The organism is Hyphobacterium lacteum (genome assembly GCF_036330345.1).
GTDB classification, from domain to species: domain Bacteria; phylum Pseudomonadota; class Alphaproteobacteria; order Caulobacterales; family Maricaulaceae; genus Hyphobacterium; species Hyphobacterium lacteum.
Window position 1 is genome coordinate 231,398 of sequence record NZ_JAZDRP010000003.1, and the last position, 14,571, is coordinate 245,968.

At 62.8% G+C, this 14,571-nt stretch carries 17 protein-coding genes; 11 read left to right on the top strand and 6 right to left on the bottom strand.

The features are described 5' to 3' along the window. The first annotated feature begins 24 nt into the window (after window positions 1-24). Window positions 25-774: a YebC/PmpR family DNA-binding transcriptional regulator gene (locus V0U79_RS05910; protein WP_330198552.1), complete on the top strand. Its 750-nt coding sequence runs from the start codon at window positions 25-27 to the stop codon at window positions 772-774. Continuing rightward, window positions 775-1,650, top strand: coding sequence for a hypothetical protein (locus V0U79_RS05915; protein WP_330198553.1), 876 nt, complete (start codon window positions 775-777; stop codon window positions 1,648-1,650). On the opposite strand, the gene V0U79_RS05920 is transcribed toward V0U79_RS05915, so the two are convergent. Continuing rightward, window positions 1,643-2,467, bottom strand: coding sequence for a class I SAM-dependent methyltransferase (locus V0U79_RS05920; protein ID WP_330198554.1), 825 nt, complete (start codon window positions 2,465-2,467; stop codon window positions 1,643-1,645). The two genes, V0U79_RS05915 and V0U79_RS05920, sit on opposite strands and share 8 nt — an antisense overlap. Beyond that, window positions 2,467-3,558, bottom strand: a complete 1,092-nt coding sequence (locus V0U79_RS05925) for an SMP-30/gluconolactonase/LRE family protein (RefSeq protein ID WP_330198555.1) — start codon at window positions 3,556-3,558, stop codon at window positions 2,467-2,469. Before V0U79_RS05925 ends, V0U79_RS05920 begins: the two co-directional genes overlap by 1 nt. Window positions 3,559-3,709: 151 nt before the next feature. Here V0U79_RS05925 and tkt point away from each other — a divergent pair, with 151 nt between their 5' ends. Beyond that, window positions 3,710-5,689, top strand: a complete 1,980-nt coding sequence (tkt, locus tag V0U79_RS05930; protein ID WP_330198556.1) for a transketolase — start codon at window positions 3,710-3,712, stop codon at window positions 5,687-5,689. On the opposite strand, the gene V0U79_RS05935 is transcribed toward tkt, so the two are convergent. The 4 genes from V0U79_RS05935 to V0U79_RS05950 form a co-directional block, all read right to left on the bottom strand. After that, on the bottom strand, window positions 5,686-6,873 hold the full coding sequence (locus tag V0U79_RS05935; RefSeq protein WP_330198557.1) for a cupin domain-containing protein: 1,188 nt from the start codon (window positions 6,871-6,873) through the stop codon (window positions 5,686-5,688). The two genes, tkt and V0U79_RS05935, sit on opposite strands and share 4 nt — an antisense overlap. Window positions 6,874-6,983: 110 nt before the next feature. Next, the gene (locus tag V0U79_RS05940) at window positions 6,984-7,538 is read right to left on the bottom strand and encodes a hypothetical protein (protein WP_330198558.1); all 555 of its coding nucleotides are present in this window, start codon (window positions 7,536-7,538) and stop codon (window positions 6,984-6,986) included. 22 nt (window positions 7,539-7,560) lie between these two features. Next, on the bottom strand, window positions 7,561-8,073 hold the full coding sequence (locus V0U79_RS05945; RefSeq protein WP_330198559.1) for a hypothetical protein: 513 nt from the start codon (window positions 8,071-8,073) through the stop codon (window positions 7,561-7,563). A gap of 254 nt (window positions 8,074-8,327) precedes the next feature. Next, complete coding sequence (locus V0U79_RS05950) at window positions 8,328-8,681, bottom strand: hypothetical protein (RefSeq protein WP_330198560.1); 354 nt, start codon at window positions 8,679-8,681, stop codon at window positions 8,328-8,330. A 273-nt stretch (window positions 8,682-8,954) separates the two neighbouring features. Here V0U79_RS05950 and ruvC point away from each other — a divergent pair, with 273 nt between their 5' ends. The 8 genes from ruvC (at window position 8,955) to tolA (ending at window position 14,537) form a co-directional block, all read left to right on the top strand. Then, window positions 8,955-9,455: a crossover junction endodeoxyribonuclease RuvC gene (gene ruvC, locus V0U79_RS05955; protein ID WP_330198561.1), complete on the top strand. Its 501-nt coding sequence runs from the start codon at window positions 8,955-8,957 to the stop codon at window positions 9,453-9,455. Next, window positions 9,452-10,090 carry a Holliday junction branch migration protein RuvA gene (gene ruvA / locus V0U79_RS05960; protein WP_330198562.1) on the top strand — a complete coding sequence of 213 codons (639 nt, stop codon included), beginning with the start codon at window positions 9,452-9,454 and terminating at the stop codon, window positions 10,088-10,090. The genes ruvC and ruvA overlap by 4 nt, the downstream gene beginning before the upstream one ends. Further along, window positions 10,087-10,962 (top strand): MBL fold metallo-hydrolase, encoded by an 876-nt coding sequence (locus V0U79_RS05965; protein WP_330198563.1) that lies wholly within the window; start codon window positions 10,087-10,089, stop codon window positions 10,960-10,962. Before ruvA ends, V0U79_RS05965 begins: the two co-directional genes overlap by 4 nt. Next, window positions 10,959-11,993: a Holliday junction branch migration DNA helicase RuvB gene (ruvB, locus tag V0U79_RS05970; protein WP_330198564.1), complete on the top strand. Its 1,035-nt coding sequence runs from the start codon at window positions 10,959-10,961 to the stop codon at window positions 11,991-11,993. The genes V0U79_RS05965 and ruvB overlap by 4 nt, the downstream gene beginning before the upstream one ends. After that, window positions 11,990-12,439, top strand: a complete 450-nt coding sequence (gene ybgC / locus V0U79_RS05975) for a tol-pal system-associated acyl-CoA thioesterase (protein ID WP_330198565.1) — start codon at window positions 11,990-11,992, stop codon at window positions 12,437-12,439. The genes ruvB and ybgC overlap by 4 nt, the downstream gene beginning before the upstream one ends. A gap of 157 nt (window positions 12,440-12,596) precedes the next feature. Continuing rightward, the gene (tolQ, locus tag V0U79_RS05980) at window positions 12,597-13,265 is read left to right on the top strand and encodes a protein TolQ (RefSeq protein WP_330198566.1); all 669 of its coding nucleotides are present in this window, start codon (window positions 12,597-12,599) and stop codon (window positions 13,263-13,265) included. Window positions 13,266-13,268: 3 nt separating this feature from the next. Then, the gene (locus V0U79_RS05985; protein ID WP_330198567.1) at window positions 13,269-13,721 is read left to right on the top strand and encodes an ExbD/TolR family protein; all 453 of its coding nucleotides are present in this window, start codon (window positions 13,269-13,271) and stop codon (window positions 13,719-13,721) included. Window positions 13,722-13,733: 12 nt separating this feature from the next. Next, on the top strand, window positions 13,734-14,537 hold the full coding sequence (tolA, locus tag V0U79_RS05990; protein ID WP_330198568.1) for a cell envelope integrity protein TolA: 804 nt from the start codon (window positions 13,734-13,736) through the stop codon (window positions 14,535-14,537). Window positions 14,538-14,571 lie beyond the last annotated feature (34 nt).

Here is a 14,571-nt window from a genome sequence, read left to right on the forward strand (position 1 = left end):
ACCACTGAATGGAGTTACGCCACCATGGCCGGCCACTCGAAATGGGCAAATATCCAGCACCGCAAAGGCCGTCAGGACAAGGCGCGCGGCAAGCTGTTTTCCAAGCTCTCCAAGGAAATCACGATCGCCGCCAAAATCGGCGGTCCCGATCCGGACATGAATCCGCGCCTGCGTCTGGCGGTTGCCAACGCCAAGGGCCAGTCCATGCCCAAGGACAACATCCAGCGGGCCATCGACAAGGCCACCGGTAATGATGTCGAGGCCTATGAGGAAATCCGCTATGAGGGTTTCGGCCCGGGCGGTATCGGCATCATCGTCGAAGTCTCGACCGACAACCGCAATCGCGCTGCCTCTGAAGTGCGCACGGCATTCTCCAAGAATGGCGGCAATCTGGGTGAAACCGGTGCTGTGGCCTTCATGTTCGATCAGGTCGGCGAGATCCGTTATTCCGAAGAAGTCGCCGACGAAGAGGCCATGTTCGAGGCGGCCATCGAGGCCGGTGCTGAAGATGTCACTTATGAAGAAGGTGATGAGGACGAGGGCGAGCCGGGCGAACGCATCGTCTATTGTGCCCGCGATGATCTGGCCGAGGTTGCCGGAAATCTCCAGGCGGCACTGGGTGACGCCAAATCGGTCAATATCATCTGGAAACCCCAGACCCTGACCCCGGTCGAGGCCGACAAGACTGACAGCGTCATCAAGCTTCTGGAAGTGCTCGACGATCTCGATGACGTCCAGAATGTCTATGCCAACGCCGATTTCCCGGAAGACTAGATGCTGCCGGGCCTCACCTTCCTGGATGCGGTGAATTTCCCGTCCGGGAGTGGCACCGGCGATGACCGCTACGGGTTTGACGAGGGCGCCGGCACGGCCTGGGTGGTCGATGGCGCCACCGATGTCGGCACAATGCGCCTCTTCCCTGAAGCCATCGATACCGGCGAAGGACAGATCCTGGGCTGGGAGAGCGATGCGGCCTGGTATGCCGAGCGCCTGTCCGAGCGCTTCACCCGGCCTCCGGAACAGCTGGAATCAACCCGCGCCTATCTGGAGCGCTGCATCCGGGACATGGCCGCAAAGGCCAATGAGGATGCCGCTGTGCCGATCGCCGGCCAGCCGCGCCATAATCTGCCCAGTGCGGGCGGTATCTGGATGCGCCGTCAGGATGACCATCTGGAGTTCGCCGGTCTGGGCGATTGCATGGCGATTGTTGAGATTGACGGACACTGCCAGATAATCGGGGATGTCGAGGGCATCCGCGCCGAATACCGTATGTGGGGCAAGGCGATAGGTGAGCAGGACCGCGCCGCCGGTTTCGCCAAGGCTCGAGAGATCCGCAATGTCATGAATACCGATGGCAACCACTGGGTTTTTTCGCTCCATCCGGAGGCCGCTGCCCATGCCGGGATCGAGCAGGTCCGCTTGCGCCGCGAAAATCGTATCCTGTTGATGTCGGACGGGTTCTTCCGCCTCATTGAGCCTTATCAGGCCTATACGGCCGCGCAATTGATGGCCGAGGCGTGTGAGCCGGACGGCCTGCCGGCTTTGGCAAATGCCCTGCGGGCCCGCGAACGCAATCCCGAGGACGATGCCGCCATGGGGCGGTTGAAAACCTCCGATGACGCCTGCGCGGTGCTGGTCGAGATCAGCTGACCGGCTTTTTCGCCACAATCAGGTCCTGGAAGGCCATGGCGTTGGCAAGACCTCGCCAGGTGCCGGCATGGATTTTATCGCTGATCTCCAGTCCCGCTGACTGCAGCGCATCGCGAATGACCTTGCGCTGATGGGCGATGGCGCGTTCCGGCGTGCGCCTATCGATCGTAGCGGACACCTCGTCGATTGGATGCTGGAATTTGTAGGCCGCCTTGCCATCCTCGCAGGCTAACCGCGATTGTGTATCCAGCAGAAAAATCGTGAACAGGAAGGCCCCGCCCGGTGCGAGGCAGCGCGCAGCCTCATCGATATAGCGGCGCACACCGTCAATCCGCATATGGGTGAAGACCGAGGTCGCAAAAGCAAAATCGATGCTGTCATCCTCGACCGGGAAGACGAATTCGGCATCCGGTGCCTGACCGCGCGGATTGTATTCGGTGTTGAAGATATCGGCGTGGACGAAGCTCGCGCGAGAATCGCTGCCAAGGCGTGTTTCTGCCGCCTTTATGGCCTTTGCCGAGGGGTCGAATCCCATATAGCGGCCGTCCGCATCCAGCCAGTCCAGCAGGCCTTCGGCCATGCGGCCCGGCCCGCAACCAATGTCGAGGACACGGGCATTCGTCTGCACGCCGGCCAACGCCCGCGCCCACAGCGCAATGGCTTCACCGGCGGCTTTCCAGTCGCCTTCACCGGAGAGATCGGCCAGCGCCGGATCGGCCGCTTCGGCGAGGCCCAGCACACCCGCTGTCCCGCGCCACAAACGGCGCGCGAAACGGACCGCGGGCCGCGGTAAGAGGGCGTTGATCGTGTTGCGCATCATTCCGGCGGCGAATAGCGCCCGATCACCGGCTGGGTCAACGAACCCAGCCATAAATCGCCGTTCTCATCCGGCACCACATTCGCCAGCATGCCGAAGCGCTGGTCCGGATCGTGATAGCTGTCGAGATAATGGCCCTCTTCATCCACCACCAGGACGAAGGCCCTTGTCGGCCCGGGGCGCAGCCAGACCCATTCCGGCAGCTTGGTGATCATCCGGGTCCAGAACGGATCGCGGTGTAAAAAGCGCATGATCGGAACACGCTGTGTGTCCATGGCGATGTAGAGACGCCCCGTCCCGTCACCCATCAAGCCATCGGGAATGCCCGGCAGGTTTTCCGCCACGATCTCGAACTCGCCGGCGCGCTCGCCCTCGATCCAGTAGCGCGACAGGCGATAGCGATAGGTTTCCAGCACATAGACGGCGCGCCCCTCGGCAGACATGGCGATGCCGTTCGCGAAATAGAGCCCGTCCTGCAGAACGCGCATCCCGCCGGTCTCCGGATCCAGCGCGTAGAGAATGCCATAAGGGCGGTTCTCGGCCATGTCATAGGCATATTCCGGCGCGCCCTCACCGGCGCCCCAGCGCCAGGACGCTTCCGAGAAATAGATCGTCCCGTCCGGTCCGACATCCAGATCATCGGCGAAGGCGAGTGGATGTTCGGTCTCGCCCGTCGATAATAGGGTGACATCTCCAGAGCCGACATCGATGCGGTAGATGCCGTCGATTGCGGCGGCCAGCAGCCGGCCGTCCTGATCCCATTGCAGGCCGAGGACAGAGAGGCCATCGGTCACCTGCGCCACGGTTTCGCCGTCCCAGTCATCGCCATTGCGGAACAGGCGGACAATGCTGCCATCATGCTGGCCGGAATAGACCGACCCGTCCGCACCGATGGCCACATCCTCGGATGTGTGCAGCAGCGGGTGGCGGATCTGTTCGGCGTCGGCCAGCCGGCCGCGCGGTTCCAGAACGCCGGTCAGCGCTGGCGGCTCGGGTTCGTCCCAATAGGCCGGATCGACGGTGGCGGGCCAGACCCACCATAAAAGAAACAGCCCGGTCAGAACACCGATCGCAAAAAGAATGGTCCGCATTTCCCCCTCCCGCCTTGCACTGTGAGTCTAGCGCGAACCCGGCCACGTCGGAAAGACAGCATTTTGCTGTGGGTAATCGGCGCAGGGCTCCCATCCGGCTTGCGAATCCCGCTAAAAGAAAAGCGCTGCTAACTTAACCTGGAAGGGTGCCATGACATCGCTGGACCTCAAGACATTGAAACCGATGGCGAATGCCGTTCGCGCCCTGGCGATGGACGCTGTCGAGCAGGCGAAATCCGGACACCCCGGCATGCCGATGGGTATGGCCGATGCGGCGACCGTTTTATGGTCCCGGCATCTGAAGTTCGACCCCGCGGATCCCTACTGGAAAGACCGCGACCGGTTCGTTCTCTCGGCCGGGCATGGCTCCATGCTGATCTACGCCCTGTTGCACCTGGCCGGTTATGCCGATGTCACGCTTGATCAGATAAAGAATTTCCGCCAGCTGCATTCCTGCACGCCGGGCCATCCGGAATACGGACACACCTCAGGCGTCGAGACCACGACCGGTCCGCTGGGCCAGGGCATTGCCACGGCTGTCGGCATGGCGCTGGCCGAGCGCATCCTGAATGCGCGCTTCGGCGATGATCTGGTGGATCACCGCACATGGGTTATCGCGTCCGATGGCGATCTGCAGGAAGGGGTCAGCCATGAGGCGATCTCGCTGGCCGGCCATATGGGGCTGAACCGGCTGATCGTCCTCTGGGATGACAACTCCATCCAGATCGATGGCTCGACAGAGCTGGCCGAACACACCGATGTCCTCAAGCGCTTCGAGGCGGCCGGCTGGGCGACCGATGCCGTGGATGGGCATAATATGGACGAGGTCGACGCTGCGCTCGAGCGCGCGAAGGCCTCTGACAAGCCTGTCCTGATTTCCTGCAAGACGATTATCGGTTTCGGCGCGCCGACCAAGGCCGGCAAGGCGTCCAGCCATGGTTCGCCTCTGGGCGGGGATGAGCTCGCGGCGGCCAAGAAGGCTATCGGCTGGCCGCACGCCGCCTTTGATGTTCCCGATGATATCCGTGCCGACTGGAAAGCTGTGACGGCCAGGGGGGCTGCGGCCCGCGAGGCGTGGCAGGGGCGGCTGGACAACTCACCCCGTCAAAGCGAATTCGAAGAGGCTTTTGGCGGCGGCCTGAACGAAGCAGCGGCGCGGGCGCTCGAGGCCTGGCGCAAGGAGCTGGCAGCCGAGAAACCCGATCTCGCCAGCCGCGCCTCCTCAGGCAAGACACTGGAACAGATCGTGCCGGCCATGCGCGAACTGGTAGGCGGATCGGCCGACCTGACGGGCTCCAACAATACAAGGACACCGGACCAGCAGGCCATCCAGTCAGGCAAGTATTCCGGGCAATACATCCACTATGGGGTCCGGGAGCACGGGATGGCGGCCTGCGCCAATGGCATGGCGCTGCATGGCGGCGTACGCCCCTATATCGGAACCTTCCTGGTGTTTGCCGATTATTGCCGCCCGGCCATTCGCCTGTCGGCGCTGATGAACCAGAACGTCACCTATGTCTTCACCCATGACTCGATCGGTCTGGGTGAGGATGGGCCGACCCACCAGCCGGTTGAGCACCTTGCGGCTCTGCGTGCCATTCCGCTGGCCGAGACCTTCCGTCCAGCCGACGCGCTGGAAACGGCAGAGTGCTGGGAAGCGGCCCTGTCGCATACGAATTGCCCCGGCATTCTGGCGCTGTCCCGTCAGACGCTGCCCTTCCTTCGCGACGATGATGGCAGCATCAACAAATCCATGCGCGGCGCCTATGTGCTGCGCGATGAGCCGGACGCCAAAGCGGTGATCATCGCCACCGGTTCGGAAGTTGCGATTGCCGTCGAGGCGCAGGAAAAGCTGAAGGCGAGGGGCGTGCCCGTCCGCGTCGTCTCCGCGCCCTGCCTCGACCGCTTCATGATCGAGGACGGGGAATACCAGGCCGAAATCCTTCCCGACGGCTTGCCGCGGGTGGCGGTTGAAGCCGGCATTCGTCAGGGCTGGGATGCCGTTATCGGCCGCGATGGCGGCTTTGTCGGCATGACCGGTTTTGGCGCGTCCGCGCCGGCAGAGGTGCTCTACGACTATTTCGGCATTACCGCCGAGCGGGTCATCGAGGAAGTGATGGCGCGGGTCTAGTTGACCCGCTCCACCACACCGTAACCGAACAACCGGTTCAGAGCCTTCTGGGCCTCTTCCTCGCCGGCTTCGGCGAAGGCGGAGATGTCGAACACCTCGCCATCGAGCACCTTGTCCAGTCCGGCTTCGGCCGTTGACGGGAATGTCAGCTCGCCACCTGCGGTGATCAGCACCAGCTGGTCGCCATCCTCGGCCAGGCGCCAGGGCATATAGGGACGCACCTTGAATTTTGCGCCTTTTTCCTCAGTCGAGCCACGCTTGACGATGGCGTCTTCGGAGTAGGGCGGACGCGAGCGGATGAAATTGTCGATATACATGTCGAAGGCCGCATCCAGATTGGCGTCCTTGGCAATCTTGCTGACCAGCAGCTTGAAGTGGTCTTCGGCCTGCGAGCGATCGAAATCGGCGCGAGCATAGCGCGGCGGCAGGGATTGCCGGAATTCCGGATGGTGAAGGGCAACCTCTGATACCGCTTCCAGCATCAGGTCCGCCCAGGTCTTCACGATCAGGCCGACCGTGATGTGCAGGCTGTCACCAGAGCCTTGCGTACGGGCATCATGCATCAGGCCGCGTGGAACATAGGCGCATTCACCGGCTTTCAGGACGAATTCCTCGACCAGCTCGCCGGGCTGGTGCTCGTTGATATTGAAGCCTTCGCCGCGGAACGGCTTGTCGACCGTCTGGTCATACAGATGCCAGAGCTTCTCGCCCTCCACCTGCAATACGAAGACATCATGGTCGTCATAATGCGTGCGGAAACCCTGATTGTTCGGCGGGGTCAGATAGATGTTCGTCTGTACATGGCAGCTCAGCTCGGATTCCAGGGCGCGGCAGAAATTTTTCAGCACCAGTTCCGACTGGTGAAGCTGCGGCAGGATCAGGGTGGCGCCTTCCTGGTAGAGATTGGCGATGCTGCCGCGATCCGCCGTGCCGTTCGACAGGATGAATTGCTCGCGGCTGATCTGCGGGTCGGCCCTTGCCATGTCGACGCTGTCGCCATTGAAGTCATGGCTGGCGAGTAACTGGTCGATCCGGGCGATGGTCAGGAGCTCGTGATAGCGATCCGGCTCGTCGCGCTTAACGATCAGTGCCTTCTGCTCGTAGTAATTCTTGAAGAAGTCCTCGGCACCGGACGGCCCGATGACGTAATCGAGGATGTTATCGCCCCACGGATGTTTGCTCATTCATTCCCCCAGACACCGGTAGTGCGGGCGGTTAAGCCCGCCCGGCACTCCGATGAAATCATGATTGGATAAGAAGTCTACCGGCTGCGGCAGCGCTATCTTGACGCGGTCTAGCAGCGGCGTCCGTTACCGATCGGGTCGGCATAAGTGCCGGTATCGCTATCGGTACAATTACGCCGGCGTCCGCCACGGCCACCCCCGACCGGGTCGGCATAAGTGCCGGTATCCCTGTCGGTAATTCCCGTATTGCGTCCACCCCGGCCACCGCGGCCGCCACGTCCACCGCCGACCGGGTCGGCATAGGTTCCGGTATCACGGTCGGTCACGCCAGTCCGGCGCCCGCCGCCGCGTCCTCCGCCGACCGGGTCGGCATAGGTTCCGGTGTCACGGTCGGTGACGCCGGTCCCGCGACCACCACGGCCACCGCGGCCACCACCGACCGGGTCGGCATAAGCGCCCGTGTCGGCATCAGTGACGCCGGATCGATAAGTGCCCCGGCCATAGCCGGCAGGATCGGCATAGACGCCGGTATCGGCATCCGTCAGACCGGTATAGGCACCGGTGGTCGTGCAGCCTGACACAATGCCAGCAGCGCCTGTCGCCACGCCCGCCCCGGCGACCCGGGTCAGGAATGATCGGCGCGAAAGCTTGGATTTCTTTGCCATTGGGATTTCCAGTTCTTTTTAGCTAGCAGCGATCGCCCCGCCCGATCGGATCGGCATAAGTGCCCGTGTCCGAATCGGTGCAACGGCGGCGTCCGCGGCCATTGCCAACCGGATCCGCATAGGCACCCGTGTCGCGGTCTGTGACGCCTGAACGGCGCGAACCACGGCCATTGCCAACCGGGTCGGCATAGCTACCCGTGTCCCGATCGGTAACGCCCGAATTGCGGCGGCCACCCCGGCCGTTGCCAATCGGGTCGGCATAGCTTCCCGTATCGCTGTCGGTCACACCGGAATTGCGGCGGCCACCCCGTCCATAGCCAACGCGGTCAGCATTGCGCCCGCTGTCGCTGTCGGTTCTGCCGGTCCGGCCATAGCCGGCACGGTCGGCATAGGAACCGAGGTCGGAATCAGTCTGACCGGTATAATTCTGTGCGGCCGCGCCGCCTGAAATCGTTCCAGCGGCACCTGCCGCCAGGCTTGCGCCTGCCACCCGGGTCAAAAATGAGCGGCGGCTGAGTTTGCCTTTTTTGGCCATGGTCTGGCCTCCCCTGTCTTGCGTCCGGCTTGCGGCCGGGTCCCACGCAAGAGGATGTTAGGCAGGAGGGGCGGGAAGCGTCAAACCGGAAACCGGAATAATTTCGAATATTCGCAAGAAAACACCGGTATTTGGACCCGCTTTTGAAAACGACTCTCAACTATCGCGCAAATAATAATTATTCTCAGAAAGCGGGCACAAAAATACCGGCTGCCTTGCGACAGCCGGTATCCTGTTGGTTATGCCGTAGCGGTCTAGCCGCCGCGGCCCCGGCCAGCCGGGTCCGTGCAGCCACCATTGTCGCTGTCCGTGTAACCGGAGTTGCCACGGCCATGACCAGCGCGGTCGGCGCAGCCGCCCGAATCGCTGTCGGTATAGCCCGTATAGCCCGTGCCGCGGCCGACCTGGTCAGCGTAAGCGCCGCCATCATTGTCGGTGATGCCCGTACGGCCATTGCCACCCGGATCGGTGATGTTGCCGCTGTCAGCGTCAGTCCGGCCCAGCATCACAGCTGCGCTGGCACCAGCGCCAACGGCACCCGTAATGGCGACACCGCCCGCAACGCGGGTCAGAAATGAACGCCGGCTAAGTTTCCCTTTTTTGGCCATGTAAGAGGCCTCCCCTGATAGTTAACTAACTGCGCCCCCGCACGGGTACGTCAGGTGCGAGACTAGGCGGTAAAAATGGAAGCCGTCAAATAAAAACATAGTTTTGATTGGGCTTGTGATTATCATTCGCAACTATTCCCCTCCTGATTGCGCAGAAATGGCAAAATAAGCAGGAATGCAAATCATTCGCACCGCAGTGAGCGATGTCTGGCCACGAAAAGGCCTGTTGTCCGCATCTGTGCGCCGCCGGGAAATCCGGGCTAGTCTGGCGCCATGACCGAAACGATTCGGATACTGGGCATTGATCCCGGCCTTCGTCATACCGGATGGGGTATCATTGACGTTTCCGGAACGCGCCTGTCACGCGTTGCGGACGGCACTATCTCTCCGGCTCCGGATCTGGCCCTCGCCGACCGGTTGCTGGCGATCCATTCCGGGCTCGAGGAGATCATTGCCACGCACCGGCCGGTTGAAGCGGCTGCCGAGGAAACCTTCATGGCCAGTAATGCCGCCAGCGCGCTGAAGCTGGGTCATGCGCGGGCTGCCGCCCTGCTGGCTCCAGCGCGTGCGGGCCTGCCGGTGGCGGAATATGCGGCGCGCCTGGTGAAGAAATCCGTCGTTGGGACCGGAGGCGCCGACAAGAACCAGATCGCGGCGATGATCGCCATCCTGTTGCCAGGCTGCAAGGCGAAGGACGATGCCGCCGATGCGCTGGCCGTGGCGATCTGCCATGCCCATCACCGCAAGGCCGCTTCAATGGGGAGTGCCGCATGATCGGAAAGCTGCGCGGACGCGTCGATGCGATCGGCGAAAGCGAGCTGGTGCTGGACGTCAATGGCGTTGGCTATCTGGTCGGCATGGGTGGCCAAGCGCTGGCCCGCCTGCAACAGGGCGAGGAGGTCGAGATCCATATCGAGACCCATGTCCGCGAGGATGCGTTCAAGCTGTGGGGCTTCCTCTCGGAACGCGAGCGCGCCTGGTTTGCCCGCCTCCAGCTGATTCAGGGCGTCGGCGCCAAGGCCGCCCTGGCGGTGCTGGATGCGCTCGGCGTCAACGAGCTGGAAAGCGCCGCGGCGCTGGGTGATGCCTCGGCCTTCGGTCAGGCGAAGGGGGTGGGTCCGAAGCTCGCCGGGCGGCTGGCGCTTGAACTGAAAGACAAGCCACCGCCGGTGGGACGCTCCTTTGCACCGGGCTTCAGCGTGTCGGCCACGGCGGGCATCGCCTCGGCTGATCAAGCAGTTGTGAACAATTCAGGCAATGCTGCCCGCGAAGAAGCCGTGTCGGCCCTGACCAATCTGGGTTATGCCGAGACCGATGCCCGCCGCGCCGCTGCTGCCGCCAGCCGGGCCAACCCGGAGGCGGAAACCGGGGACCTGATACGCCTCGCTCTGAAGGAGCTTGCCAAGTGAAACTGTTTGTATCCGCCCTGATAGCGGCCTGCCTCGCGGCCCCGGCGCTGGCGCAGAATGTCACCATCCGCTTCATCGCCAATGAAGGCGTCCATATTTCGGACGGCGAGACCGGCGTGCTGATCGATGCTCTGACCTGGAATTCCTATGATGGCACCTATGCCCTGCCATCGGACGAGGCCCGCGCCGCCATGATCAATGGCGAGGCGCCCTATGATGATGTCGTGGCGCTGCTGTTCACCCATATTCATGGGGATCACTTTGACCCGGAAGGAGCCGTCGCGATCTCGCAGAACGGCGTCACAATCATGGGGTCGGTCCAGATATTTGACGCCTTCATCGCCGCAGGTGGTGAAGAAGCTGCCATAACATTATTAGAACCCGCCGAAGTCTATTGTGAGGAAGATGGTACTGATTGTCCCACCTATGAAGATCTGGGAAACATCACGTTTTTCCCACCAGGGCTCGAGTTTGAGCGACCTTTTTCGTTAGGGGATCAACAGCGTGTTTTGGAGGAGCAAGAGGCTTTGGCGGCCAATGTAGACGCCCGCCCGATATTCCACCGGAACGGTGTCGATCACTGGAGCTATAGGGTCGAGATCGGCGGTGTTTCCATCCTGCATCTCGGTGATACCCAGCCGCAAATGGCCGATTTCTCGGTCTGGGATGACACGGAATTCGACGTCATTCTCTATCCCTACTGGTTCGCGCAGATGCCGGAGGGCGTCGCCTTCCTGGATTCGCGTCCTGATGCCCGCGCCATCGCTTTCCATATTCCCGCCGCTGCCACGCCGCAGACCATCCGCGCCGGGCTGGGCGATCGCGAACACCTGTTCGGCGAAGGCACGAGCGTGGCGATTGCCACCGAATGACGGACGCGCGCGACATCTCTCCCGAGGCCCGGCCCGAGGATGCCCGCGACAAGGCGTTGCGGCCCTTGTCCTTTGCGGAATTTGTCGGCCAGCCGGCGGCGATCGCCAATCTGAAAGTCTTTGTCGAGGCGGCCAGCCGCCGCGAGGAAGCGCTGGACCATGTCCTCCTGTCCGGCCCGCCGGGCCTTGGCAAGACCACGCTGGCGCAGATCGTGGCGCGCGAGCTGGGCGTCAATTTCCGCGCCACTTCCGGACCGGTCATCGCCAAGGCCGGCGATCTTGCCGCCATCCTTACCAATCTTGAACCGCGCGATGTGCTGTTCATCGACGAGATCCACCGGCTCGCCCCGGCGGTCGAGGAAATCCTCTATCCGGCGATGGAGGATTACTGTCTCGACCTGGTGATCGGCGAGGGCCCGTCCGCGCGGACTGTCCGCATTGATCTGCCGCCCTTCACCCTTGTCGGCGCCACCACGCGCGCCGGCCTTCTGGCAACGCCGCTGCGCGACCGGTTCGGCGTTCCGGTGCGTCTGGAATTCTATGACACGGACGAGCTGGCCGGTATTGTCGCCCGCGCCGGTGGCAAGCTGGGCCTGTCGATGAGCGAGGACGGCGCCCGCGAGATTGCCCGCCGCGCCCGCGGTACGCCGCGCGTCGCCTCTCGCCTTCTGCGGCGGGTGCGCGATTTCGTCGAGGCTGACGGCAAGAATGCCATCGATGCGACATCCGCCGACCTCGCCCTGAAACGGCTGGAGGTGGACGAGATCGGGCTCGACAGTCTCGACCGCCGGTATCTCAATGCGTTGACCGGGCATTTCTCCGGCGGACCGGTCGGGCTGGATACGCTGGCGGCGGCTCTGGCTGAAGCCCGCGATGCGCTGGAAGACGTGGTTGAACCCTTCCTCATCCAGCAGGGCTTTATCCAGCGCACGCCGCGCGGCCGTATTGCTGCGGCCCGCGCCTGGACCCATCTGGGCCTCGACGTGCCCGCCAGCCAGCAGGGCGGATTGTTCGACGGTGGCAGCAAATGACGCCGCTTTGCGGACAGTGGGACGACGACCACATTCACCGCCTGCCGGTGCGGGTCTATTACGAGGACACGGATTTTTCCGGCATCGTCTATCACGCCCGCTATCTGCATTTCTTCGAGCGCGGCCGCACCGAAAGCTTACGCGCGCTGGGCGTTCATCATTCCGAGCTGATTGAAAGCGAAGACCCGGTCGCCTTCGCCGTCCGGCACATGGATATTCACTGGCTGAAACCGGCGCGCGTGGACGAGGCGCTGACGGTGGAAACGCTCTATCGCCCGCATAAAGGCCCGCGCCTGAACATGGAACAGGCGATCCGCCGCGGCGAAGACACCTTGTGTACCGCCACGGTCGAGGCCGTCATCATCGACCCGGCCGGCCGCCCGCGCCGCCCGCCGAAATGGATGATCGAGGTCTGGACGCCCGTGGTCCAGGAAAAGCCTTCCTGAGCACAGACTTTCAAAAATCTGCCGCAATCTGAGTGAAGTTTAACGCGCGTATGACGCGCATTGGCTTGACGTGTGCGCCCGGTTTCGTTTGGAAGCAGGGGATTAACGCTTGTTCGCGTAACCCTTGGCCTCTCGGGCCGGCATGAAAGGACGTTTGATGGAAAACGGGATCATCGAAGTGGCACCCGTCATTCAGGAATTCGGTTTCGCCGATCTTTTCCTGCGCGCTGACTGGGTCGTGAAGGCGGTCATGGGGGTTCTGGCCATCATGTCGGTCGCCTCCTGGGCCATCGCCATCGACAAATGGCTGTCGCTGCGCGCCGCGCGGTCCAAGGCCAAATCCTTTGAGGAGGCCTTCTGGTCGGGCCGCGACCTGGATTCGCTCGCCAATGAATATGGCAAGCGCCCGCGCGATCCGTTCAGCCGCGTCTTTGCGGCTGGCCTGCGCGAATGGAAGGGCCGCAATGCCGGCGAACGCGTGGCCAAGGCGGCCAACGCCGAAAGCTCTCGCGAGCTGTCACGGCTGGAGGGCGGGCTGGGCCTGCTGGCGACGATCTCGTCCTCGGCACCCTTTATCGGTCTGTTCGGCACGGTCTGGGGGATCATGAATTCCTTCCGCGCCATTGCCGCCTCGCAGGACACCAATCTGGCGGTCGTCGCGCCGGGTATCGCCGAAGCCCTGTTTGCCACCGCGCTCGGCCTTCTGGCCGCTGTGCCGGCCGTGATCTTCTTCAACACGCTGTCGTCCAATCTGTCGGGCTATGCCGCCAAGCTGGAGGCCTTCGCCGACGAGCTCTCGGCGCTGGCTGACCGGGGCGAGGGCTAGGCGATGGCCGGCTCCGTCTCATCCGGAGGCCGCCGCGGCCGGTGGAAGCCGCAGGCCGAGATCAATGTGACGCCCTTCGTGGACGTCATGCTGGTGCTGCTGATCGTCTTCATGATCACCGCGCCTTTGCTGACTGTCGGCGTCGAGGTCCAGCTGCCGGAAACCGATGCCCAGAGCATGTCCGCCGACAGCGAACCGCTAACCGTGACCGTCGGCGCCAATGGCGAGATTTTCCTGCAGGAAACCCCGGTAGAGCTGGACCAGCTGGTGCCGCGCCTGCGTGCGATTTCCGGAGCCGGCTATGAAGGCCGGATCTTCATCCGCGGAGACGAGAACGCCAATTATGGCGAGGTCGCGCGGGTCATGGCGCGGATTTCCAGCGCCGGTTACACCAATCTCGGCCTCGTCCACAGCCCGGGCGTCGGCGGACGCGCGGCAGACGAGCAGGAAGAGTAGCGGCTGGCCGGTATGCGCACAGCGATCGTCATCCTTGCATCCCTGTTGCTGCATGCCGGATTTGTTGTCGCCGGCCTCTTCTATTTTCCCCATGCGGTGAACCAGTTCACCACCAGCCAGATCGTGCCGCTGGAATTCATCGATGACATCGCTCCGATGACCAATCTTCCCGAGGAAGAGGAAGAAGAAGAATTCGTCGAGGAAGAAGCACCCGCGCCGGTTCCCGAAGAAGAAGCCGAACCGGAAACACCGCCGGAACCAGAAATCGATCTACAGGCCGCTCCCGAAACCGAGCCCGAGCCGGAAGTCGAGGATACGCCAGTGGAAGTCGCGGCGGAAACGCCCGAGCCGGAAGTCACCCGCCAGCCCGAAACCACACCCCAACCGGCGCGGACACAGAACCGGGATACGCTGGATGATTTGCTCGGCGATCTGGCCAATGTCGTCGACGAGGAGCGCTCCAGCTCACCATCCCGCAATCAGAATCGCGGCGCACAATCCAGTGAGGCGATTGGTGTCACGTTGGCGGATTCCATCCGTAGCCAGGCGCAGCGTTGCTATCGCAGTTCAATCGACGCGCCGGATCCGGAGCGGCTGATTGTGGTCGTTCGGGTCCGTTTAAACCGGGACGGCAGCCTCGACGGGCAACCCGATATTCTGAACCGTCAGGCCATCGATGCCTCCGGTGACCGGTACTGGCGAGTAGCCCGCGACCGGGCCCGTGCCGCGATTGCCGATTGCGCGCCTTATCGCTTGCCTGCCGAACATTATTCCATATGGCGCCGCATAGATGTCACTTTCCGGCAAGAGACTTGATGCTAGTCTGCTGCCTCAATCTCCGGAGTCCTGA